A 21,153-nucleotide genomic window follows, 5' to 3' on the forward strand; every position below is an offset into this window, starting at 1 on the left:
CATCGGGATGGTGGCTATGGGTGGACTCGAACCACCGACCCCAGCATTATGAGTGCTGTGCTCTAACCGGCTGAGCTACATAGCCAGCCCGATGCCGCGTGAGGCGATGCCTGGTCGCGGGGCGCGCATTCTGCGCGCGGACCGGCACAGGGTCAAGTTGGGCGGGAGATCCCGCCGCCGGACCGCTTGCCTGCAGCTCGCCGTCGGTTCGCATCGAGAGTGGATTTCCGCGCGTCGTCCGCCTGCACCGTCCGCAGATTTCGGGCTTCGCTGCAGGCTGCGCGGCCCGCCTTTTGTTGTGGCCGTTCCTGCGCGTGTGGCACAGTCCTCGTCATCTTGAGTTTGGAGTCCCGTCCCGTGATTGATCCGGACGGTTACCGCCCGAACGTCGGCATCATCCTGATGCATCCGCAAGGCCAGGTGTTCTGGGCTCGGCGGGTGACGCGGGATGGCTGGCAGTTCCCGCAGGGCGGCATGAATAGTGACGAGACACCGCTCGAGGCGATGTTCCGCGAGCTGGATGAAGAGGTTGGCTTGAAGCCCCATCACGTCGAGGTGCTGGGAGTGACGCCCGGTTGGCTGCGCTACCGGCTGCCGCGGCGCTGTGTGCGTCCCGGCAAGCGGCCGATGTGCATCGGCCAGAAGCAGGTCTGGTATCTGCTGCAGCTGAAGGGCCAGGAGCACGATGTGCGTCTGGACGCCACCGATACGCCGGAGTTCGACAGCTGGCGCTGGGTCGACTTCTGGTATCCGCTGGAACACGTGGTCAGCTTCAAGCGACGGGTGTATGCGCAGGCTTTGAAGCATCTGGCGCCCGCCGCCGAGCGTGCCACCGGCGCCTGCATCCTTCCCTTTGCTCCACCGACGCTGGATGCCGATGTGGCAGTGCCGCGCCGCGAGCGCCGCGCCGCGGCGCGCGACTCGGCGGGCGGCAGTTCGCGCTGAACCGGTCTGGACCCAGCTTGGGGCCGGTTCAGGTCGTGGATGCGAGTCCTGTTGACACTCATTCTCATTTGCGATTGAATGCAGGCGTCGTCACTCCCGAGTGCCTGCGCCATGTACGTCTGTCTCTGCCACGGTGTCACTGATCGAGCCATCCGCGAAGCCGCCGAGAACGGCGCCTCGGGCTTGGCGGATCTGTCGGCCATGACTGGCTGCGCCGGCAGCTGCGGCAGCTGCGCCGAGCTTGCGGTGCAGATCCTGGATGAGACCCGAGCGTTCGCGATTCCGATCGCTGCCTGAAGGCCGCGCTTGTGCGGCAGCGCGCCGCCGCCTCGCAATTCCCGGTTCGTCGCGATGCTGCAGCGTTGGCGTGTTCCATTCCGCCCCGCTCGCAAAGCGCATCCGCCAACCCGCTGCGTCTACCCCAGCGCTTTCGTCCCGCTGAGGATTTCCCCGCGAGCGCGGCCGGATCTTGCGGCGAGGCTGCGAATGCGTTCGATTGAGTTTTCGCCTTAGAGCAATCGAGTTGGCTACAGTGAACGCCCATTCGCATCACGGAGACGCCCGATGAAAGGCGACGCCAAGGTTATCGAACTGCTGAATCGCGTGCTCTACAACGAGCTGATCGCGATCAACCAGTACTTCCTCCACGCCAAGATGTTCCACAACTGGGGCTTCAAGGCGCTGGGTGATTACGAGCATCACGAGTCGATCGACGAGATGAAGCACGCCGACAAGTTGATCGAGCGCATCCTGTTCCTGGATGGCCTGCCCAATCTGCAGCAGTTGGGCAAACTGCTGATCGGCGAAACCCCGCGCGAGGCGCTGGAGTGCGATCTGAAGCTCGAGTACGACGCGCTGCCGGCGCTGAAGGCAGGCGTGGCCTACTGCGAACAGGTCGGCGACTACGTATCGCGCCAGCTGTTTGCCGACATTCTCAGTTCCGAAGAGGAACATATCGACTGGATCGAAACCCAGCTGGCGCTGATCGAGCGCCTGGGCGTCGAGAACTATCTGCAGACCAAGATCAGCTGATCTCAGCCCTGATGGGCTGGCGCCAGGGAAGCACATTGCGCCCGTCGCGATCAAGGTCGCGACGGGCGCAGTCGTTTGGGCCCGACGCACCCATCCAGCTGCGCACTCGACCAACGGTTGGGAACTTGCGGCGGCTCAGCCGAGCAGGGCGCGCATAGCGCCCTCGACGCGGATGAACTCCGCTACCAGCCGTGCGGCGACCACGCTCGGATTGTTCAGAGTGCCGGCCCGGCCGCCGTGCTCGATCTGGCGTGCGAGCTCGGACAGTTCGAGCGCGCCCAGATTGGCGCTGGTCGACTTGAGCGAGTGGGCGGCGGCGACCATTGGCGGAATGTCCCCCGCGGCAGCGGCGGCCTGCAGGCGCTCCAGGGTGCGCGGGGTGTCTTCCAGAAACACCCGGATCAGCGACAGAAACTCATCGCCCATGACCTCGCGCAGGTCTTCCACCACGGTTTGATCCAGGGCTGGGCCGGTGGCGACCGCTACGGGTGCCGGCGCGGGTGGGGCTGCGCGCGGCCCAGCGGCCCCGGCGTGCGGCATCGCCTGGCGCGCCGCGGGTGCAGCGCTGGGTGCGGCAGCTGCCGCCACCGCGCTGCTCCGATACGGTGACTGCTGCATCCAGTGGGTCAGGGTCGCGGTCAGCTTCTGCCGGTCAAGCGGCTTGGTGAGGTAGTCATCCATGCCGGCATCGAGACACTTCTCGCGGTCGCCGATCATCGCGTTGGCGGTCATGGCGATGATCGGAATGCGCGCCAGGCCGCTTTGTGCCTCGATGCGACGGCGCTCGCGGCTGGCGGTGTAGCCGTCCATCACCGGCATCTGGCAGTCCATCAGCACCAGCGCGTAGGGGTTGAGCTTAAGCCGATCCAGCGCCTCCTGGCCGTTCTCGGCGGCGTCGACGTCGAGCCCGGCCAAGCTGAGGATGCGCAGCGCCACCTGACGGTTCACCGGATTGTCTTCCACCAGCAGTGCGCGCCCGGACAGTGGCCCGGCCGGCGCCCCGGTCAGCGTGGTGGATGCGGCTGCCGCAGGTGCATGCATCGCCGGTGCCGGAGCGGGTGGCGTGGCCCACGCAGGCGCCATCGGCGCCGGCTCCGGAACCGGGCGTCGGCTCGGCGCGGCCTCGATGTGGACATCAGCAGCGGTGTGCACCGGCAGCCCACCGACCACCTCGCCTTCCATGATCTTGCCGAGCTGGCGGCGCATTTCCGGTTCCGGCAGGTTGCGCGCCAGCGGCAACGAGCGCCCGCCTTCGGCGAGCTCGCCCGGTGCGGGTTCGTCGCCCTTGAGGTAGACGATCTGCAGCTTGGCCAGGCTGTCTTCGCGCAGGATGCTGCGATGCAGTCCGACCGCGGTGGTGCGCACGCTGACCAGGTCGACCAGCAGCAGATGGAAGGCCCAGTTGCCGGCTCGGTGGCCGGCGGCGCGCAGCTTGAACAGGGCATCCTGGGCGCCGCTGGCATGGACCAGGGTGATGCCCCAGTTGGCGGATGCCAAGCCCATCTTGCGCTGCAGGGCGGCGTCAGCGGTGACCAGCAGCACGCGCGAGCCGCCCAGCTCACGACGCTCGACATCGATGTCGCCCATCGCTTTCAGCAGCGGCACCTGGAACCAGAACGTCGAGCCGCGGCCGGGCGAGCTTTCGACCCCGATCTGGCCGCCCATCAGGTCAACGATGCGCTTGCAGATCACCAGCCCAAGACCGGTGCCGCCGAAGGTTCGGGTGGTCGAGGCATCGGCCTGCGAGAACGCCTTGAACAGGCGCGCCGCGGCCTCGGGCGCGATGCCGACGCCGGTGTCGGTGATCTCGAAACGGATCTCGTGATGGGTCCGCGATTCGCCACGCCGCGTCACCATCACCGACACCCCGCCGCGGTCGGTGAACTTGATCGCGTTGCTGAGCAGGTTGGTCAGGATCTGCCGCAGCCGTACCGGGTCACCGCGCACCGCCAGCCGCACCGCCGGGTCGATCTGCACCGACAGCCGCAGATGCTTGGCCTCGGCGGGCGAGTCCATCAGCCGCATCACGCTGTCGAGCAGCTCGCGCAGGTTGATGCCGACCGCTTCGAGCTCGAGCTTGTTGGCCTCAAGCTTGGAGTAGTCGAGGATGTCGTCGACGATCCGCAGCAGCTGCTGGGCTGACTGCAGCGCAGTGTTGAGGTAGTCACGCTGGTCATCGCCGAGCCGGGTCGACAGCAGGATGTCGAGCAGCGGGATGATGCCGTTCAGCGGGGTACGTATCTCGTGACTCATGGTGGCGAGGAACTCGCCTTTGGCCATCATCGCCGACTCGGCGGAATGCTTGGCGTCGGACAGTTCGCGCTCCAGCTTGCGCGCCTGCGCGAGGTCCTCGCGCAGCTGCTGCAGCTCGGCTGGATCCAGCGCCTGCAGCACCGGCTCGCGTCGCGAGGGCGGCGGCGCTGCGCTGCCTGATCCGAGCGCGGCGGCGACAGCGATCAGACCGCCGATACCGGCCAGACCAGCCACCAGCAGGGCTGGCAGAGCCAGGCCGAGGGCAACCAGCACAGCTGCCCCCATGGCGAGCGCGCCGCCGATGATCCCGAGCGCGCGCGCCAGACCCGGCGAGAGGGTCAAAGCACCGCCGCCTGAAAGTCGAACTCAAGCTCGCGCGCAGCCTGCTGTACCAAGTTGCCCTGGATGTAGTCGATACCACTCATCCAAAGAGTGGCCGCCGCCTGGGCATCCTCGACGCGCTGGCCGATCACCTGCAGGCCGAAGCGATGGCCGAGGTCGACCAGCTTGCGCAGCTCGTCGCGCAGCGCCGGGGTCTGCGCCGCCGCCAGATACTTCGGCGCGATCTTGACGAAGGACAGCGGCAGCCGGTTGAGCAGGGTCTCGGCTGAATGTTCACCGTCAAAACGGCTCAGGCAGAACTGCACACCGAGCGGCATCAGCTGGCTGCAGAAATCTTCCACCGCTTCGGCGCGCGGCTCGACGTCTTCGAGTGGCAGCTCGATCACCAGCGACTCGCCGGCGATCTGGCGTGCCGCCAGCTGGGCGCGAATCCAGTCGGCTTGGCCCGGTGCCAGCAGGCTGCTGGTCGACGGGCTGACAAACAGACGCACCGGCCGATGCGCGCTGCGACGCTGGTCGACCATGCGGATCGCCTGCATCAGCACCCAGCGGTCGACCTCCAGAATCAGATCGGCACTTTCCGCCAGCGGAATGATGACGGCGGCCAGATGCAGCCGACCATGGTCGTCGCGCAGGCGCAGCAGGGTCTGGTACTGGGCGTCCTCGCCGCCCTGCAGGGCGACGATCGGCTGGAACAGAAGCTCGAAACCATCGGCGTCGATGGCGTTGCGGATCAGCGCCAGCAGAGCGCTGGTATGCGCCTCGGCCGGACGCTGCGGTGGCGCGAAGCGATGCACGCCACGATCGCCTGAGCGGGCCTCGCGGGCGGCACGTTCGGCCGCATTGAGCATGGCGCCGGCATCTGCGAAGTTGTGCTTGAACGAAACCACGCCCGCCACCGCGCGCAGCCGCAAGGGTTTGCCCTCGGCCTTGAACGGGTGGGTGATCAGGCTGTTGCGCAGATCGACCGCGAAGCGCTCCAGGGTGGCCTCGTCGCGATCCGCGGAGAACACCACATAGCAGCCGTCGGTGTAGCGGCAAGCGAACTCGCCGTCGCCCAGTGCGGCCGACAATTGGGTGCTGGCCTCGGACAACAACTGCTCCAGCGCGGTCAGGCCGTAGCGTTCGCGCAGCTGCGGTACGCCTTCGATTTCGATAAACAGCACGCCGCCCGGGTGTTCGCGGACGTTGTCGCTGGCCAGGGTTTCGGCCAGGCGGTCGAGCATGTAGGTGCGGCGGTGCAGGCCGGTGACCGGGTCGCGCGGGTCGCGCAGCTGGGCGCGCTCCTGCACCGCGCGGGCGCGACGGACGCGGTTGTTGACCGCGGCGATCAGGTGCTTGGGGCGGATCGGTTTGGACAGGAAATCATCGCCGCCGGCCGAGAGTGCTTCGAAGTGCTTGTCCTGGTCGCTTTCGCCGGACAGAAACACGATCGGGGTGTGCAGAAACTCCTCGCGCTCGCGGATCAGCGCGGTCAGTTCGGTGCCGTCGCAGTGCGGCATGTAGAGGTCCATCAGCACCAGGTCGGGGCGGAAGGTTTCCATCGCCTGCAGCACATCGAAGGCCTCGTAGACCGATTGCACCTCCATCCCGGCATTGCGCAGGATCGACTCGGCAAACAGCGCCTGTGAACGGTCGTCCTCGACCACCAGCACGCGGTAGGTGGCTTCACCGGCCGAGACCAGCAGCTCGGACAGTTTGGCCAACACCGGTTCGGCGCCGTCCGGGCGCACCAGCAGCGCATCCGCGCCGGCGCGGCGGGCAACCAGACGGGCCGGAATACTGTCTTCGTTCGAGATCACCAGCATTGGCAGACGGGTGCCGGTGCGCTCGCGGGTGGCGCGCAGCACCGCGCCAACGCCCTCGATGTCGTTCATGAAGGCGGCATCGACGATGACCAGATCCGGCGCCAGCGCGTTGAGGATCTCTTTCAGCTCGTCGGCTGACTCCAGCAATTCAAGCTCGTAGCCCTGCGCTTCCAGCCGCTGGTCGAGTTCACAGGCCAGTTCGCAGCCGTCGGTGAGATGGTAGATGCGACGCCCATTGGCTGCGCTGCGCGGCATGCTGGCAGGCTTCGACGCTGCCGCGATTGCAGTCGGGCGCGCCTTGGGGGCCGGGCTGGTCGGTAGCGTCGCAGTAACGGCGACCGGCGCCGCAGCGGCCACCAGAGTCGCCGCCGGTGCCTGGACATCGCCGGTCCAGCGCCGCCAGTAGTTTGGCGGCGCGATTTCGCTGCGCAGATGCGCGGCACCGACGTCCTGGGCTGAGGTCGCGAAGGGATGCGGGCTGGTCGGCTCGGTGCTTTCTTCCGGATAGGTATCGGCCAGGCTGCTCTCGCTCAGGCTGTCGAGCAGGGTCAGCAGATGGCCGCTGCCGACTTCATCCGGCAGTGCGCCGGATTCGGCCAATTCGCCGAGCAGGGTTTCCAGCACCAGCAAGGTCTCGCTGGCCTCCAGTGCGCCGTAGCGGCCGCTGGCGCCGGCCAGGCGCTGCACATCTTCGTACAGCAGTGTCAGGCCGTTGATGTCCCACCCGCTTTCGCAGAAGCGGCGCGCGCGCCGGCAGACCGCATCGATCCGCTTCGGCAGATGACGCAGAAACGCGAGTCTCAGTTCGGTCCGCTGCTGGCTTTCGTCCTGCGCGTACATGTCTATGAGGGCAACTCGGCAGTGGGTGGGCGGGGGCAAACAGTGCGCGGTGCCACAAAAGTGTCCGAACTATACCCAGTGCGGGCGCCCGCGCGCAGTTCGGTCGTCTATGCAGGTTCCGTGCTACTGGCGCGCCGGCCACCCAGGCGCCGCGCCAGCAGGCGCAACAGCCAGATCACCAGCGCAAATCCGAGCACGCTGGCGGCCACCAGTGCGCACAGGGTAAGCAGCGGGTTCTGCACCACGAACCACAGTGCAGTCAGCGCCAGGGCGTCCTCACCGAGTGAGGCGGTCCAGTTGCTGGCGGGCTCGGGCGAGGCGTTGATCAAGACCCGGCTGCCGGACTTCAGGCCGTGGCTGAGCAAGGCAGCGCCGCCACCGGCGAGCAGACCGAGCGTGCTCATGCTGTCGCCCGGCGCGGCCAGGGTGGCGCCGGCCAGCAGGGCGCCCACCGGCACTCTCAAAAGCGTATGCAGCAGATCCCAGACCGAGTCGACGCCGGGGATCTTGTCGGCGCTGAACTCGACCAGGGTCAATACGCCGGCGACGCTCAGCACCCACGGAGAGCTGCACACCGCCAATGCGGGCGGCAGCTCCACGGCGCCCGTCATTCCGGCCAGGCCGACCGCCAGCACGGTCAGATACACGCGCAGCCCGCACAACCAGGCAAGGGCCAGCGCGAGCGCGAACAGATGTGTCGAGTCCATAGACGTGGGTCCAAGGCGGATCAACCCGCACGTTAGCCCAGCGCTGCGCCGCTGTCGCGAGGCTTGGCGCAGGTGAGCCTTGACGCCTCGGGCCGCCGCCGGCCTAATCGAAGGCTTTGCTTACGCCAGTGTTTGCCATGTCCAACCCCAGCCCTTTCGTCATCGTGCCGCGTAGCCATGCCGGCCGCCGCTTCAGTCCTTGGCTGTGGCTGCTTTGGTTGCTGTCGCTGGCGGCGGTTGGAATGGCGGTGTACCGGCTCGCGCCGACACCGGCCGGGTCGGCCAACGAGGGGCCATCGACCGGCGAGCTGACTGAGCAGGTCGGCAGCCTGGAAGATCGGTTGGCGCGACTGCGGCAGCGCAACGTGATCCTGAAGCGGTCGGATGAAGTCAGCCGTACCGCCAACCAAGAATTGCAGCGTGACCTGGCCGATCGCGACGAGCGCATCGCGGCACTCGAGGCCGATGTCGCCTTCTACGAACGCCTGGTCGGAGGCAGCGCGCAGCGCCAGGGCCTGTCGATCCACAGTCTTTCGATGCAGGCCGCTGACAGCGGAGCGCACCACTTCCGGCTCACACTGACCCAGAACGTCAAGACAACCCAGCTCTCCCGTGGCAGCCTGCGCCTGAGCATCGAAGGCGTGCGGGACGGCCAGCTGGCCAAGCTCGAATGGTCTGATCTACTGCAGGTCGAGCAGGCCGGGCAGGCCGCGCCGATTGAATTCGCCTTCAAGTACTTTCAGCAGATCGAAGGCACTGTAATGCTGCCGACGGGCTTCACCCCGCACAGTGTCAAAGTCAGCGTGGACGGTGAGTCCGGCCGCAGCGAGCGCAGCATTCCGTGGGCCGACACCCAGCCCGCCACAGCAACCGTACCACCAGGAGCCTGAAGCATGTTTGGCAGCGACAAGAACAAGTCCGCCCGCACCGGCGGCGGCGTTGAAACCCTGATCGGCCCACGTGTGGTCATTCGCGGCGACGTGCATTTCAGCGGCGGGCTCTACATCGAAGGGCGGATCGAGGGCTCGGTGCTCGCCGACGAGGCCGACCCGACCGCATTGGTCACGCTTTCGGAGCGCGGCAGCATCGAAGGCGAAGTGCGCGCGCCGCATGTCATCGTCAATGGCCAGCTGCACGGCGACATCTATTCGAGCCAGCGAATCGAGCTCGCCGCCGCCGCACGCGTCGAGGGCAATGTGCATTACAACTCGGTGGAAATGGTGGCCGGATCGATGCTGACCGGGCGGCTGATCCATCAGCAGAGTGAGCCCAAGCGCCTGTCGGGGCCGGACAAGGGCGAGGCATGACAGGGCTGCGCGCCGCACGCCGTTCAGGCCGAGCCGACATCTGACCGGGTGCACTGGTTTAGGCTTGCGCCGGTGCGCTGGCGTCGCCATCTCTCGACCAGCGCCGAAGCCCTACAGGACCGCCATGAACACTGCCCCCAGCTATCAGTCGATCGAATCGCCGATCTTCTTCACCGAAGCCGCTGCCACCAAAGTGCGTCGGCTGATCGATGAGGAGGGCAATGACGCCCTCAAGCTGCGCGTCTACATCAGCGGTGGCGGGTGCTCCGGCTTCCAGTACGGCTTCGAGTTCGACGAGGCGCAGAGCGAAGACGATCTGGTGGTCGAGCGTGGCGGCGTCACCCTGCTGGTGGATCCGTTGAGCCTGCAGTACCTGATGGGTGCCGAGGTCGACTACAGCGAGAGCCTGAGCGGCGCCCAGTTCGTGATCCGCAATCCGAACGCGAAGACGACCTGCGGCTGTGGCTCCTCGTTCTCGGCCTGAAGTCTCGATTCCACTCCCAACCTGAGCCCAGCCCGCCGTGTCTGCGCCCGTGCCGCCCTACCGCCCCGGCACTTCGCCGGCAGCCACGCCCAGCCCGCCGAATCTGTTTGCTCAGCTGGCCCTCGACCGCGCTGGAGAGCGCCGCGAAGACACTGCCTGGCTCGATGCGGCCTGGCCGCGTGCGCGGGTGCTGTGCGTCGACTTCGAAGGTCAGGCCCTGCTGCACGGCGAGCGCCTGCTCAGCTTCGAGCCGCAGCGCTTCGGCCACACCCGGCCAACGGATGCCAGCTTTCTCGGGTTGGACGGCGACACGCCCTGGTTCGCGCTGGCGGCGCAGGTCGGGCGTGAGGTCGATCTGCCCGATGGCGCGCGCTGGATGGGCCTGCGCGAGGCCGCCGCCGCGCTCAGCGCGTTTCAGTCCGGCCTGTTCGCCTACGCCAAAGCGCTGCTGCTGTGGCAGACCCGCGCGCGCTACTGCGGTGCCTGCGGCAGCCCGACCGCACTGAGCCGCGCCGGCCACAGCGCCCGCTGCAGCAATCCCGATTGCCGGCTGGAGACCTTCCCGCGGCTGGATGCCGCGATCATCGTGCTGGTCGAAAACGCCGGCCGCGCCCTGCTCGGCCGCCAGGCCGGCTGGCCGCCCGGCCGCTATTCGACTCTGGCCGGATTCGTCGAGCCCGGCGAATCGCTGGAAGACGCGCTGATCCGCGAAGTCCGTGAAGAATCCGGCGTGCGCGTCGCCAGCTGCCGCTACCACAGCTCCCAGCCCTGGCCGTTCCCGGCCTCGCTGATGCTCGGCTTCTTCGCTGAAGCCTCCGACCCCACGATCGAGCTCGGTGATGAGCTCGAAGACGCGCGCTGGTTCTCGCGCGCCGAGCTGCGCGCCGCGATCGCTGCCGGTGAAGTCAAACTGCCGCCGCGGATCTCGATCTCGCGCCGGCTGGTGCAGGAATGGCTGGACGCCGGCGCGTAGCCGAGGTGAAGGTCTGAAGGGCGATTGCGCCGACGCGCACGGCTGACGCGCCGAGGCGCGCATGCGGAAAGACGACGCTCGCCGGTCGAGCTGACCGCCTGGAGCCCGTCGATTCATGGTGTGAAACAATCGCGGGCTCTTACCACGCCTGAAGGGTTCCGCGTATGCGTATTCGATTGTTGGCCTGTGCCCTGGTGGCCACGCTTTCCGCCTGCTCCAGCGACCCGGCCGCGGTGCCCACGCCCTCGGTGCCGATGGCGAGCGCGGCAGAAATTGCTGAAGCCAGCGCGCATCCGCCCTGGCTGCGCGAGCGTCTGCCGGCCGACACGATCGCCTATGCGCGCGTGCCCAGCCTGTGGGGTGTGCTGGCTGCGCCGAGCGGGCGCGCTGGCGACGCCATGCATTCGAATCAGGCCGCCGTCGATGCGGTGTTGGCGCTGCGCAAGGCCTTCATCAGCGACGCGCTGATGCTCAAGCTGGGCGACGGCCCGCTGCAGCTGATCGAGGCCTCGGCCTCGCCGATCGAACTGGCGGTGGTGGCGCCGGGCAAGGCGGCGAGTCCGGCCGCCAGTGCACTGTTCAGCGTGCGACTTAAAGCGGCCGATGCAGCGGCTGCGGCACAGCTGGTCAACGCGGCTACGGGTGGTCACTTGGGCGCACTGAGTTTCGATGACGCGGGCAATGCCAGCCTCGATGCAGGCGGCACGCCGCTGTATCTGCACTATCGCGCCGACCAGCAGCGCCTGTTCGTGCTCGCCGGCATGTTCGCCAACGAAGAACAGCTGAAGCTGTTGATCAGCAAGGTTGGCGCGGCCAAGGACACCCACGTGATGCGCGGCCTGGAGCGCCGCATCGACGACGGCGGCCAAGGTGGCGTGCTGTGGTTCGACATGGTCGCGGCTCGCCCGCTGCTGCTGTCCGCCCTGCCCCCTGAGCACGCCTGGCTGTCGCCCACCCTTGAGGGCGCCAAGGCGCTGGCCCTGGGTTGGGGTCACTCGGACGGGCACGGCAGCCTGGCCCTGCGCATCGAATTCGAACAGGCGACGCCTTGGGCCGGCCTGTTGCCCTCCGGCCCACACCGGTTCGACGCCACCGCAGCTGGCGATCCCGATTGGGTGCTGACCGGTGTGTTGCCTGGCGTAGCCGAGAGCCGCGCTCTGTTCGATGTGGTTCAGGCACAGCAGGCGTCCGCAGCAGACGCCGACGCGTTCGCCGAAATCGAGGCCGAGCTGCAGAAGCGCAGCGGCCTCAGCTTTGCGCAATGGCGGGCGCCCTGGGCTGGGCCCTTCGTGCTGGCCGGCGACGCAAGCGGTTCCTGGCAGGCATTGAAGCTGGCCGACCGCGCCGCGCTTGATGTGGTGGTGAATAATCTGGTCGAGCGCCTGGGTGCCAAGCACGCCGTCCACAGTCACGCCGGCGTCGAACTGCACCATCTGCAATTGCCCTCCAGCACCGATCTCATGAAAACCCTCGGCGGCGCTGACGCGCAAACACCTGCGCTACCCACTTCTGACTGGCTGAGTTTGTACGGTCGAGTCCGTACCCACCTGTACTACTACGAGGACGGCGGCTGGCTGTACGTGTCCACGCTGCCGCAGCCTCTGATCGAGCGGCTCGACCGCAATGCCGATACCGATGTTGGCCAATGGCTGGAACGCACCCAAGGCAATGACCGTGCGCAGGCGCTGCTGTCAGCGTCGAGCCAGTTGCGGCATGTTTCGCGCAGCGTGTACGCGGTCAACCTGGAGCTCCTGCAGAGCTTCAGTGATCTCACCGGTGGCTCGATCGATCTGTTCAAGCTGCCGACCGCGCAGCAGCTGGCGCTGCCCGAGCAGAGCCCGATCGGGGTCGAACTGGTGCTCGATTCCAACCAGCTTGCTCTGCAGCTGAACTATGGGCACACGCCGCTGGAGGGCCTCGGCGCGGCCGGCGGTATGGCGACGGTCGCAGCGGCGGGCGTGCTCGCCGCGGTCGCGCTGCCGGCCTACGAGGACTACACGCAGCGCACCCGCGTCAGCGCGGCGATCAGCGCGGCGCGCCCGCTGCAAGCCGCGATTGCCGAACACTACCTCAGCGCGGGCGCCCTGCCGGACGATGCCGGTGCGCTGGGCCTGCCGCTGCCACTGCGGACCGACGATGACTTGGTCAGCATCGACTTCGACGGCGGTGCGATCCTGATCCGCTTCGACGATGAAGGGTCGATTGCTCTGGCCGGTGAGCATCTGTATCTGCTGCCAGAGCTGGATACCCGCGGCCAGTTGATCTGGAGCTGTGGTCATGCCGCCCACACCAGCGATGCCGAGGCGCTGACCGAACTGGCCGCGCAGGTGGAGCTCGCCAGCATCGAGTCCCGGCGGCTGCCGGCGCAGTGCCGCTAAGCGGGCCTGAGCTGGCCGGAGATCGAGTCGTCAGCGAGGACGTCCGCGGCCGCAGGCGCGTAGGCGCCTGCGGCGTGCGCAGACCGGCCGGCAAGCTACCCGCGCGATCGCTCACCCGATCGCACGTCGAGGAACCACGATGCTCATCACTGTCGCCACGTTCTCGTTTCCGCACGAAGCGCATTTCGCCAAGATGCGGCTGGATGCCGAGGGCATTCCTGCCTTCATTGCCGACGAACACACCATCAACATGCAGTGGTTGTATTCCAATGCCATGGGTGGCGTGCGTCTGCAGGTGCCTTCTGCATGTGCCGAAGACGCAGTGCGCGTGCTCAACGAGCCGGACGATTTCGACACCGACGCGTTCGATGCCGCCGCTGCGTCGGAGCTCCAGGCTGATGCCGACGTAGACATCGAGCCTGAGCCCGAGCGCTGCAGCCACTGCGGTGGCGAACTGGGCATGCCTCAGCAGACCGGGCGGCGGCCGGCCTTTCTGACCTGGCTGCTGATCGGCCTGCCGCTGTGGCCGCTGCGCACGCGGCGCAGTTGCCGCAGCTGTGGTTGGTCAGTCGGCGCTTAGCGCGCCGGCAGAAGCTGCGCAGCAGAGCGGGCGCGTGGCGCTCGCCCGCCCAGTCGGGCCTCGATGCGCGCTGCGCGACTTCAAGTTCAGGCCCGGCCCTCGGCGCCGATCAGCACCGCGCCCGGAAACGCCGCCGCCTGCGTGTCGAACCCGGCCTGCAGGCTCAGCGAGTGCAGGTCCAGCGGCTTCAGACCATGCCAGTCACCTGAGAGTGCACGCAGCTCCGACAGCACCCGCACCAGCCGGGCAAACTGGCGCGCGACCGCGCCGTAGAGATCGCCCATCGCGCTGCGGGCCTCGTTCGCCAGTTGAACAAAGGCACCCTGGCCGAGCTCAAGGTAATAGCGCAGCGATACACGTCGGCGCTGCGCCAGGTCAGGGTAGAAGCCGGCGATCAGCAGGCAGCGTTCGCCGACATCCTGCAGGGCCAGGCTGCGCAGCCGACCGGACTGCTGGAAGGCCTGCAGGTAGCCAAGCGCCATCGCCGGTTCGGCCAGGCCGGCATTGCCGAGATGGCGCATCAGGGTGAACACCAGAAAGCTCTCGCTCGGCTCATCCAGTGGCGCCTGCGCACGCTGCTCGCCCTCGCGGACCAGGTCGTGCCAGAGCGCGGTGGCGGGCGTGCTGTGCAGGATGACGGCGGGCGTGGACATGGTCGACCTCGATGGTGAGTGAGCGCCTACAGTGATATGCATCGGCCGTGCCGAAGTCACGCCAGCACTCACTGCCGGCGGCTGCCAACAGCCAAGGCCACTGAGCCCGCGCGCGCACCGCCACGCGCTGCTGCAGGTAGGGCCGCGTCGGCGCAGACTTGCGGGGGCTCGGCTTTTCCACCAACCTCAGCGCGGTGAGCCTTCGGGCCCGCCGCCCTCTCCACACGCTTTCCGGAGCACCCATGTCCGCTGCACTCGTCGCTGTTGTTCTGTCGCTGGTGCTCGACCATTTGGCGCCCGCCGCACAGCGTCTGCGCCATCACGATCGCGCTTCTGCCCTGCTTGCCGCCGCCTTGGCGGAGGGCCAGCGCCAGCCGCTGTTGGGCAGCCCCTGGGGCTGGCTGGTGCTGATCGCCGCGCCGCTGCTGGCCCTGGTCGCGGTGCAGTGGCTGCTGGCGGATCTGCTGTTCGGCCTGCTGCTGTTCCTGCTGCAGCTGGCGGTGCTGTTCCTGTGCTGGGGCCCGCGCGATCTGGATCTGGATGTGGAAGCCTTGGCCGGCGCGGCCGACCCGCAGACCCGCGCTGAGGCACTGCATCGGCTGTCCGGTGGCGATCTCGATGTGGCGAGCTCGGGCACGCCGCTGGTGCATACGGTGTTCCGACAAGGGCTGACCCGCTGGTTCGGCGTGCTGTTCTGGTTTCTGCTGCTGGGCGCGCCGGGTGCGCTGCTGTATCGGCTGAGCCAGCTGGCGGCCGGCGTGCGTCAAGCCGCCGCTGACTCGCAGCGCGAGCCGCTGCAGCGCTTCGCCGTGCTGCTGGATTGGCCGGCCGCGCAGCTGATGTGCCTGGCGCTGGCGCTGGCCGCACACTTCGATGCGGTGCTCGCGGCCTGGCGCGACTGGCATGCCGGGCGCGCCGCCGGCTGGTTCGTGTTGGACCTCGGCTTTCTGGATGCCGTCGCCCGCGCCAGCGTGCGTGAGGAAGTGGTCGAGGGCGCGCTGGAGGAAGGCCTTGAGCCACCGGCCGATGTCGAAGCCGTGGCCCCGGCCGGCGGCGCCGATATACCCGCCGCCTCCTTGAAAGAGCTGCGCGACGCGATGAGCCTGGTCTGGCGGATCCTGCTGGTGTGGCTGTCGGTGCTGGCCCTGTTCGTGCTCGCAGGCTACGTCGGCTGAGTCCCAGCCAGGCGCGGATTTGCTGACGCAGAGCGTGTTGGCCCAGCGCAGATGCTCTGCCCACTTGGCGCCCCGCTCGGGCGTTGGCGCGTTGATCCTCGATGCGGTGCGAGTTCGAGTAGCAACCCGCTCGGCAACCCCTTTGCTCCGCCCCAAAACAAAGCCCGCCATTTAGGCGGGCTTTGTGCAAATCAGCGGAAGGCGCCGATTACTTGATCTTGCCTTCTTTATACATCACGTGCTTGCGAACCACGGGATCGTACTTCTTGATTTCCATCTTCGTCGGCATGGTCTTCTTGTTCTTGTCGGTCGTGTAGAAATGACCGGTGCCGGCAGAAGAGATCAGACGGATCTTGTCGCGCTTGGATGCCATGATCGGAGCTCCTTAGATCTTTTCGCCGCGGGCGCGGAGTTCGGCGATCACGGCTTCGATGCCGTTCTTGTCGATGGTGCGCAGGGCATGGGCGGATACACGCAGCTTGATCCAGCGCTTCTCGCTGGGGACCCAGAACCGGCGTTCATGCAGGTTCGGCAGCCAGCGGCGGCGGGTTCGGTTGTTGGCGTGCGAAACATTGTTGCCGCTCTGAACGGCTTTTCCGGACACTTGGCAAACTCGTGCCATGGCGCACCTCGATGGTGATTGGTGATGCCCCCCTTGGCCAGGAAGGCAGCGGCCCCGCGCTGATGAGTGCCCGGTAAGGGCTCGGCGCGCGCAGTCGGGATGCAGCAATGCGATGTCCAGGTGCAGCTGCGGGGTGACTGCGCAAACCCCGAAACACCTGTCGACGAATCGACCGGACACAGCGAGCCGCGCATTGTGCCCGCGAAGTCAAGGGCTTGCAAGCCGGCCGCCCGATATGCCTGTGCATGGCATCCTCGTCGGCATGAGCTTGAACACCGAACTGGCCGCAGGTGAAGCCCACCTGCTGTGGTGCCCTGCGCCGGCCGTCAACCCCGGCGAGCGCCACGTGCAACTGGACCGTATGCTGCGGCGCGCGCTGGCACCGTATGTCGGCCAAGCCGCGGCCGATCTGCAGTTCGGGCGTGAGCCGCGCGGCCGACCGTTCCTGCTCGGTGTCGGTGCCGAGCTGAGCTTCAGCCTGAGCGATACGGTCGGCGGCAGCGTGGTGGCGGTGGCGCGCGGGCTGCGGGTCGGCGTCGACCTGGAACGACTCGACCGCGAGCCACCGGTACTGCGGCTGGCCCGGCGCTACTTCGATCCGCTGGAGGCGGCCGCTCTGGCGGCGCTGCCGGATGAATTGCAGGCGCGCGCCTTTCTGCACGCGTGGACGGCGAAGGAAGCCGCCTGCAAGGCCACCGGCAGCGGCCTGCAGGATCGGCTGCATCGCTGGTGTTTCGAGATCGATCCCAGCAGCGCGGATCCACAGCTGCGCTGCGCACCGCCCGAGGCCGGCGATCCCGCCGCATGGAGCCTGCGACGACTCAGTCCGGCGCCGGGTTACACCGCGGTGGTGGCAGCGGCTGGCACCATCCACGCGCTGCACATGGCCGAACTTCCGCGCGATCCGGGTTGAGAAAGGCGCGGCCTGGATCGTATCCGCGCCGAACTATTCCCGATCCACGCCAAGATCCTCCAGCTCGCCATCGCCGTCCACGCGCAGCGACAGGGTGATTGGCCGGCAGCACACCGGGCAATCCTCGACGTATTCGGATTCGCCGTAGGAAAGGTCGACAAAGGCATCGAAGCCTTCGCCGCACCAGGGGCAGTGGAGGTGGCGTTCGGTGAGCATGGATTGGGATTCGGGATTCGGGATTCGGGATTCGGGATTCGGGATTCGGGATTCGGTGTGGAGCCCGGATGGGCGGTCGCGATTTGGAGGCTTCGGCTGCGCCCGGTGCCGCCCACATCATCGAAGATTTGAGTCTGCGCTCGTGCGGCTGCCCGCCAAGTGAAATCCCGAATCCCCATCCACCCCAGCACCAGAAGCCTCGCCCTCCCACCCATCAAACCCCACCTACGACGCCAGAAATACCCCAATCAAGTCGTTCTGAAACTGCTGGCCCAGGGCGCTGGCGCGGAAGCGTTCGCCCTCGACCTGCAGCCAGCCGCGACGGACGGTTTCTGCGAAGGGGGCGTCGAGGGTGCTGCGGTGAAGGCCGGTGCGGGCCTCGAAGTGGGTGTAGTCGCTGCCTTCGAGCAAGCGCAGCGCGTTCAGCATGAACTCGAAGGGCAGGTCGGCGGGCTCGATGCGCTGCTCGCCGCCGATCCGTGCGCTGCTGCTGGCGCCGTCGAGATAGGTCTGCGGATGCTTGTGCTTCCAGCGCCGGATCACGCCGTCTTCAGCGGGCAGGGTGATCTTGCCGTGGGCGCCGGCACCGATGCCGAGGTAGTCGCCGAAGCGCCAGTAGTTGAGGTTGTGCTGGCTCTGCCGACCCGGCCGCGCGTAGGCCGAGATCTCGTACTGCGCATAGCCGGCCTCGGCGAGCCGCTGCTGGCAGGCCGCCTGCATGTCCCAGGCGCTGTCCTCGTCGGGCAGGCCGGCCGGCGGTTTGGCCGCGAACACCGTGTTGGGTTCCAGCGTCAGGTGGTAGTGGCTGAGGTGTTCGGGGGCGAGCGCGATTGCCTGTTCGAGGTCGGACAAGGCGCCGGCCATGTCCTGGCCGGGCAGGGCGTACATCAGGTCGAGGTTGATGTTGTCGAAGCCGGCCGCGCGCGCCAGCTCAAAAGCGCGCAGCGCCTGGCCGCTGTCGTGGATGCGGCCGAGCACCTGCAGACGCGCGTCGTCGAAGCTCTGCACGCCGAAGCTGATGCGGTTGACGCCGGCCGCGCGGTAGCTCTCGAAGCGGTCGAACTCGGCGGTGCCGGGGTTGGTTTCGAGGGTGATCTCAAGCCCCGGCATCAGCCGCAGGCGCGCGGCCACGCCATCGAGAATCGCGCCGATCGCCGCACCCGGGAACAGGCTGGGCGTGCCGCCGCCGAAGAAGATGCTCGACACCGGCCGGCCCCAGACCTGCGGCAGCTCCTGCTCCAGATCGGCGAGCAGGGCGCGCACATAGGCCTCCACCGGCAGCGCTTCGGGCGCGCGGTGCGAGTTGAAATCGCAGTAGGGGCATTTGCGCACGCACCACGGAATGTGGATGTACAGCGCAAGCGGCGGCAGGCTGAGCACGGCGGAGCCCTGATGGTGAAGCGCGGCAGCATGCCACGCGCCCGTGTGGTGCGGCGTCAGCAGCGGTCTGGGACGCATTCTCGGACTGAACTACCCGCGCCACTCAGGCGATCGGCGCGGGGCGGTGCAGCGGATCTGTCAGGTCGCCACCGGATGCGCCTGCAGAAAGGCCGCGACCTCGGCCAGTACCTCGGCGCGCGCGTCTTCCAGCACGTAGTGGCCGGCCTCGGCGTATTCGACCGCACGTGCCTGCGGCCAGGCGCGGCGGAATTCGCGCAGACAGGTGTGATCGAACACGAAATCCTGCATGCCCCACAGCAGCAGGGCCGGCGTGTGCGCGAACTCGCCCAGGCGCTGGCCGAGCTCGGACACCGTGGCCCAAGCCGGATCAGTTGCGCTGAGCGGGATGTCCTGCACGAAACGCAGGGTGGCGATGCGGTGGGCCCAGCTGTCGTAGGGCGCGGTGAACGCGCGCCGCTCGGCGGCCGGCATCGGCTTCTTCACCGCCAGCCGGGTCGCGCCGGCCGAGAACGCGTTGAAGCCGCGGATCAACAGCGCTCCCAGGCCTGAGTCGCGCCCCAGCTTGAGCAGACCCGGCAGGCGCTTGTCGGCCGGCATGGTGAAGCCGGCGGTGTTCAGCAGCACGATGCGGGCGATCCGCTGCGGATGCTTGAGCGCCCAGGCCAGACCGATCAGACCACCCCAGTCGTGCGCGATCAGGGTGACCGGCTGGCTGGGTTCGAGCTTCGCCATCAGCGAGTCCAGATCCGCCACGCGGCTGTCGAGGGTGTAGCGGTAGCGGCTGTCGTCGGGCTTGTCGGACAGGCCCATGCCGATGTGGTCGGGGACGATGCAGCGGTGGTTGCCGCGAAGTGCCAGCACCAGATGGCGGTAGTAGTACGACCAGGTCGGATTGCCATGCACCATCAGCACCGGGTGGCCCTGGCCCTCGTCGAGGTAGCTCATTTCGATGCCGTCGCCGCGGTCGAAGCGCTTGGGCGCGAAGGGATAGTCGGGAAGGGTCACGGCAGGCCCGCCAGGCAAAAGGGCGGCTATGGTAACCGTCACTGCGCCCGCGCCGACGCCGGCTGCGGGAACGCCGTTTGCATCTCGCGACTGTCATGACCGACCGCCGCCGCCGTGCGTGTGCTTCAGGGTGGCTGCTGCGCGCGCGCAGCGGCGCGCTCGTAGCGCTGCTGACACTGCTGCTGGTCGCCGCGCCCGCGTCGGCGCTGGAGCCTGAAACCGCCTTCGCCGACTATCTGTTGGAGCGCTGGACTGCCGAAGACGGGCTGCCGCAGATCACCGTGCTGACCCTCAGCCAGGACACCCGTGGCTACCTGTGGGCCGGCACCCAGAACGGCATCGCCCGTTTCGACGGCCAGCACTTCGTCACCTTCAACCGCGCCAATACCGGGCTCGACCTGAGCATGCCGACCAGCAGTCTGGCCGATGCTGAGGGCGCGGTCTGGTTCGGCACGCCGCGCGGCCTGCTGCGCCAGCAGGCAGGAACCTTCAGCGAAGTCGCGGTCGCGCCGCAGCCGACCTCGGTGCGTGCGCTGACCCTGTGGCGGGGTGAGCTGTTGGCCGCCACCGTCGATGGCCTGCGCGCGCGCGGCGATGCCGCCCAAGCGCGATATCTGTCCGGGCATTCGGTGCATGCGCTCAGCGTCGATGACAGCGGCGCGCTGTGGGCGGGCGGAGAGGCCCAGCTGTGGCGCCTGGACGGCCCCGAGCCACGTAGCTACGCGCTACCAGATCCGGACCTGCGGGTGCTCGGTCTGGCGGTATGGCAGGGTCGGATTGCGGTGGGCACCCGTCGTGGCGTGTGGTTGCTGGACCCGGCGAGCGGTGAGTTCCAGCCAAGCTTCGAGGCGCTGGCTGCGGTGCCGGTACCGACCCTGCTGGCCGATCGCGACGGCAACCTGTGGGCGGCCAGCGTCGAGCGCCTGCAGCGGCTGCGGCCGGACGGCAGCGAGGAATCGATCGGCGATGCCGACTTCACGCCGCGGCCCTGGCTGCACGTGATGTTCGAGGACCGCGACGGTGATCTTTGGCTGGGCAGCCAGCGCGAGAGCCTGCTGCGAATCAGCGATTCCGCCCTGCGCGTGCTCAGCCGTCGTCAGGGCCTGCACGACACCCTCCTGTGGAGCGTGCTGGACGATGCCGCGGGCGGACTCTGGGTGGGCACCAATGACGGCCTCGCCCATTTCAGCGCCGATGCGGGCTTCCGCCGCGTCGAGGCCGGCGCGGCCTTGCCCGATCCGGCGGTGTACAGCCTGCATCGCGATCCCGCCGGCACGTTGTGGTTGGGGACCCGGGCGGGGCTGGCGACCCTGCAGCAGGGCCGGATCGTGGTCGACCCCGCGTTCGCGGCGCTGGCCGATGCCCAGATCACCAGCTTTGTGGACGCTGCGGGTGTCAGATCCCGGACGATCGCGTACCTGCTTGACGAAGAGTTCCGGGTGGGTGGATTGCCAGCGTTTGAGCGCCAGAACCGGAGTCTCGTGGTTGAGCGCCTTCTGTGGCAAGTGGTGGTTGTAGA

General features: G+C 67.8%; 20 protein-coding genes, 1 tRNA gene and 1 pseudogene. 12 read left to right on the forward strand and 10 right to left on the reverse strand.

Annotated features, from left to right (window positions below; all coding sequences use genetic code 11):
• Positions 1 to 8: 8 nt before the first annotated feature.
• A tRNA-Met gene (locus ACIQ7H_RS14275) sits at positions 9 to 85 on the reverse strand.
• 272 nt (positions 86 to 357) lie between these two features.
• Between ACIQ7H_RS14275 and ACIQ7H_RS14280 the strand changes: the two are divergent.
• From ACIQ7H_RS14280 to bfr, 3 genes and pseudogenes are all read left to right on the forward strand, one after another.
• Positions 358 to 823 (forward strand): annotated as a pseudogene (locus ACIQ7H_RS14280) (RNA pyrophosphohydrolase); the annotation flags it as partial.
• A gap of 233 nt (positions 824 to 1,056) precedes the next feature.
• Positions 1,057 to 1,242, forward strand: a complete 186-nt coding sequence (locus ACIQ7H_RS14285) for a bacterioferritin-associated ferredoxin (protein WP_395792617.1) — start codon at positions 1,057 to 1,059, stop codon at positions 1,240 to 1,242.
• A gap of 267 nt (positions 1,243 to 1,509) precedes the next feature.
• A complete protein-coding gene (gene bfr / locus ACIQ7H_RS14290; RefSeq protein WP_395792619.1) occupies positions 1,510 to 1,977 on the forward strand; it encodes a bacterioferritin in 468 nt (155 codons plus the stop codon).
• Positions 1,978 to 2,112: 135 nt separating this feature from the next.
• Here bfr and ACIQ7H_RS14295 read toward each other — a convergent pair whose 3' ends face one another.
• From ACIQ7H_RS14295 to ACIQ7H_RS14305, 3 genes are all read right to left on the reverse strand, one after another.
• Positions 2,113 to 4,572 (reverse strand): ATP-binding protein, encoded by a 2,460-nt coding sequence (locus tag ACIQ7H_RS14295; protein ID WP_395792621.1) that lies wholly within the window; start codon positions 4,570 to 4,572, stop codon positions 2,113 to 2,115.
• Positions 4,569 to 7,220, reverse strand: coding sequence for an EAL domain-containing protein (locus ACIQ7H_RS14300; protein ID WP_395792623.1), 2,652 nt, complete (start codon positions 7,218 to 7,220; stop codon positions 4,569 to 4,571). The genes ACIQ7H_RS14295 and ACIQ7H_RS14300 overlap by 4 nt, the downstream gene beginning before the upstream one ends.
• Before the next feature lie 107 nt (positions 7,221 to 7,327).
• The gene (locus ACIQ7H_RS14305) at positions 7,328 to 7,927 is read right to left on the reverse strand and encodes a DUF4126 domain-containing protein (protein WP_395792625.1); all 600 of its coding nucleotides are present in this window, start codon (positions 7,925 to 7,927) and stop codon (positions 7,328 to 7,330) included.
• Between the two features lie 137 nt (positions 7,928 to 8,064).
• Here ACIQ7H_RS14305 and ACIQ7H_RS14310 point away from each other — a divergent pair, with 137 nt between their 5' ends.
• From ACIQ7H_RS14310 to ACIQ7H_RS14335, 6 genes are all read left to right on the forward strand, one after another.
• Entirely contained in the window at positions 8,065 to 8,817 is a 753-nt protein-coding gene (locus ACIQ7H_RS14310) for a DUF6776 family protein (protein ID WP_395792627.1), read from the forward strand.
• Between the two features lie 3 nt (positions 8,818 to 8,820).
• Positions 8,821 to 9,234, forward strand: a complete 414-nt coding sequence (locus ACIQ7H_RS14315) for a polymer-forming cytoskeletal protein (RefSeq protein WP_395792628.1) — start codon at positions 8,821 to 8,823, stop codon at positions 9,232 to 9,234.
• A gap of 124 nt (positions 9,235 to 9,358) precedes the next feature.
• Positions 9,359 to 9,718, forward strand: a complete 360-nt coding sequence (gene erpA / locus ACIQ7H_RS14320) for an iron-sulfur cluster insertion protein ErpA (RefSeq protein WP_395792630.1) — start codon at positions 9,359 to 9,361, stop codon at positions 9,716 to 9,718.
• Between the two features lie 37 nt (positions 9,719 to 9,755).
• A complete protein-coding gene (nudC, locus tag ACIQ7H_RS14325; RefSeq protein ID WP_395792632.1) occupies positions 9,756 to 10,691 on the forward strand; it encodes an NAD(+) diphosphatase in 936 nt (311 codons plus the stop codon).
• 164 nt (positions 10,692 to 10,855) lie between these two features.
• On the forward strand, positions 10,856 to 13,069 hold the full coding sequence (locus ACIQ7H_RS14330; protein WP_395792634.1) for a pilin: 2,214 nt from the start codon (positions 10,856 to 10,858) through the stop codon (positions 13,067 to 13,069).
• A gap of 139 nt (positions 13,070 to 13,208) precedes the next feature.
• On the forward strand, positions 13,209 to 13,649 hold the full coding sequence (locus tag ACIQ7H_RS14335; RefSeq protein WP_395792636.1) for a DUF2007 domain-containing protein: 441 nt from the start codon (positions 13,209 to 13,211) through the stop codon (positions 13,647 to 13,649).
• Between the two features lie 86 nt (positions 13,650 to 13,735).
• Here ACIQ7H_RS14335 and ACIQ7H_RS14340 read toward each other — a convergent pair whose 3' ends face one another.
• Positions 13,736 to 14,302 (reverse strand): hypothetical protein, encoded by a 567-nt coding sequence (locus tag ACIQ7H_RS14340; protein ID WP_395792638.1) that lies wholly within the window; start codon positions 14,300 to 14,302, stop codon positions 13,736 to 13,738.
• Between the two features lie 242 nt (positions 14,303 to 14,544).
• On the opposite strand from ACIQ7H_RS14340, the gene ACIQ7H_RS14345 reads away from it, so the two are divergent.
• Positions 14,545 to 15,477 carry a hypothetical protein gene (locus tag ACIQ7H_RS14345; protein WP_395792640.1) on the forward strand — a complete coding sequence of 311 codons (933 nt, stop codon included), beginning with the start codon at positions 14,545 to 14,547 and terminating at the stop codon, positions 15,475 to 15,477.
• A gap of 208 nt (positions 15,478 to 15,685) precedes the next feature.
• On the opposite strand, the gene rpmG is transcribed toward ACIQ7H_RS14345, so the two are convergent.
• Both rpmG and rpmB read right to left on the reverse strand, forming a co-directional pair.
• The gene (gene rpmG / locus ACIQ7H_RS14350; protein WP_395792642.1) at positions 15,686 to 15,850 is read right to left on the reverse strand and encodes a 50S ribosomal protein L33; all 165 of its coding nucleotides are present in this window, start codon (positions 15,848 to 15,850) and stop codon (positions 15,686 to 15,688) included.
• 12 nt (positions 15,851 to 15,862) lie between these two features.
• Positions 15,863 to 16,099, reverse strand: a complete 237-nt coding sequence (gene rpmB, locus ACIQ7H_RS14355; RefSeq protein ID WP_395792644.1) for a 50S ribosomal protein L28 — start codon at positions 16,097 to 16,099, stop codon at positions 15,863 to 15,865.
• Between the two features lie 241 nt (positions 16,100 to 16,340).
• Here rpmB and ACIQ7H_RS14360 point away from each other — a divergent pair, with 241 nt between their 5' ends.
• Complete coding sequence (locus tag ACIQ7H_RS14360) at positions 16,341 to 17,012, forward strand: 4'-phosphopantetheinyl transferase family protein (RefSeq protein WP_395792646.1); 672 nt, start codon at positions 16,341 to 16,343, stop codon at positions 17,010 to 17,012.
• Between the two features lie 33 nt (positions 17,013 to 17,045).
• Here the strand turns inward: ACIQ7H_RS14360 and ACIQ7H_RS14365 are convergent, their stop codons facing one another.
• The 3 genes from ACIQ7H_RS14365 to ACIQ7H_RS14375 form a co-directional block, all read right to left on the reverse strand.
• Positions 17,046 to 17,228 (reverse strand): CPXCG motif-containing cysteine-rich protein, encoded by a 183-nt coding sequence (locus ACIQ7H_RS14365; RefSeq protein WP_395792648.1) that lies wholly within the window; start codon positions 17,226 to 17,228, stop codon positions 17,046 to 17,048.
• Positions 17,229 to 17,453: 225 nt separating this feature from the next.
• Entirely contained in the window at positions 17,454 to 18,686 is a 1,233-nt protein-coding gene (gene hemW / locus ACIQ7H_RS14370) for a radical SAM family heme chaperone HemW (protein ID WP_395792650.1), read from the reverse strand.
• A gap of 60 nt (positions 18,687 to 18,746) precedes the next feature.
• Positions 18,747 to 19,574 carry an alpha/beta fold hydrolase gene (locus ACIQ7H_RS14375; RefSeq protein ID WP_395792656.1) on the reverse strand — a complete coding sequence of 276 codons (828 nt, stop codon included), beginning with the start codon at positions 19,572 to 19,574 and terminating at the stop codon, positions 18,747 to 18,749.
• A 155-nt stretch (positions 19,575 to 19,729) separates the two neighbouring features.
• Between ACIQ7H_RS14375 and ACIQ7H_RS14380 the strand changes: the two genes are divergently transcribed.
• Positions 19,730 to 21,153, forward strand: a 1,424-nt coding sequence (locus ACIQ7H_RS14380) for a two-component regulator propeller domain-containing protein (protein ID WP_395792652.1), incomplete at its 3' end; no start/stop codon positions are given.

Source organism: Aquimonas sp., assembly GCF_044377145.1.
Lineage (GTDB): Bacteria > Pseudomonadota > Gammaproteobacteria > Xanthomonadales > Xanthomonadaceae > Aquimonas.

What these genes read in the sequence shown, in the direction of transcription:
- ACIQ7H_RS14285 (WP_395792617.1), top strand. Translation starts at nt 1,057, where the DNA reads ATGTACGTCTGTCTCTGCCACGGTGTCACTGATCGAGCCATCCGCGAA.
- bfr (WP_395792619.1), top strand. Translation starts at nt 1,510, where the DNA reads ATGAAAGGCGACGCCAAGGTTATCGAACTGCTGAATCGCGTGCTCTAC.
- ACIQ7H_RS14300 (WP_395792623.1), bottom strand. Translation starts at nt 7,220, where the DNA reads ATGTACGCGCAGGACGAAAGCCAGCAGCGGACCGAACTGAGACTCGCG.
- ACIQ7H_RS14305 (WP_395792625.1), bottom strand. Translation starts at nt 7,927, where the DNA reads ATGGACTCGACACATCTGTTCGCGCTCGCGCTGGCCCTTGCCTGGTTG.
- ACIQ7H_RS14310 (WP_395792627.1), top strand. Translation starts at nt 8,065, where the DNA reads ATGTCCAACCCCAGCCCTTTCGTCATCGTGCCGCGTAGCCATGCCGGC.
- ACIQ7H_RS14315 (WP_395792628.1), top strand. Translation starts at nt 8,821, where the DNA reads ATGTTTGGCAGCGACAAGAACAAGTCCGCCCGCACCGGCGGCGGCGTT.
- erpA (WP_395792630.1), top strand. Translation starts at nt 9,359, where the DNA reads ATGAACACTGCCCCCAGCTATCAGTCGATCGAATCGCCGATCTTCTTC.
- ACIQ7H_RS14330 (WP_395792634.1), top strand. Translation starts at nt 10,856, where the DNA reads ATGCGTATTCGATTGTTGGCCTGTGCCCTGGTGGCCACGCTTTCCGCC.
- ACIQ7H_RS14335 (WP_395792636.1), top strand. Translation starts at nt 13,209, where the DNA reads ATGCTCATCACTGTCGCCACGTTCTCGTTTCCGCACGAAGCGCATTTC.
- ACIQ7H_RS14340 (WP_395792638.1), bottom strand. Translation starts at nt 14,302, where the DNA reads ATGTCCACGCCCGCCGTCATCCTGCACAGCACGCCCGCCACCGCGCTC.
- ACIQ7H_RS14345 (WP_395792640.1), top strand. Translation starts at nt 14,545, where the DNA reads ATGTCCGCTGCACTCGTCGCTGTTGTTCTGTCGCTGGTGCTCGACCAT.
- rpmG (WP_395792642.1), bottom strand. Translation starts at nt 15,850, where the DNA reads ATGGCATCCAAGCGCGACAAGATCCGTCTGATCTCTTCTGCCGGCACC.
- rpmB (WP_395792644.1), bottom strand. Translation starts at nt 16,099, where the DNA reads ATGGCACGAGTTTGCCAAGTGTCCGGAAAAGCCGTTCAGAGCGGCAAC.
- ACIQ7H_RS14365 (WP_395792648.1), bottom strand. Translation starts at nt 17,228, where the DNA reads ATGCTCACCGAACGCCACCTCCACTGCCCCTGGTGCGGCGAAGGCTTC.
- hemW (WP_395792650.1), bottom strand. Translation starts at nt 18,686, where the DNA reads ATGCGTCCCAGACCGCTGCTGACGCCGCACCACACGGGCGCGTGGCAT.
- ACIQ7H_RS14375 (WP_395792656.1), bottom strand. Translation starts at nt 19,574, where the DNA reads ATGAGCTACCTCGACGAGGGCCAGGGCCACCCGGTGCTGATGGTGCAT.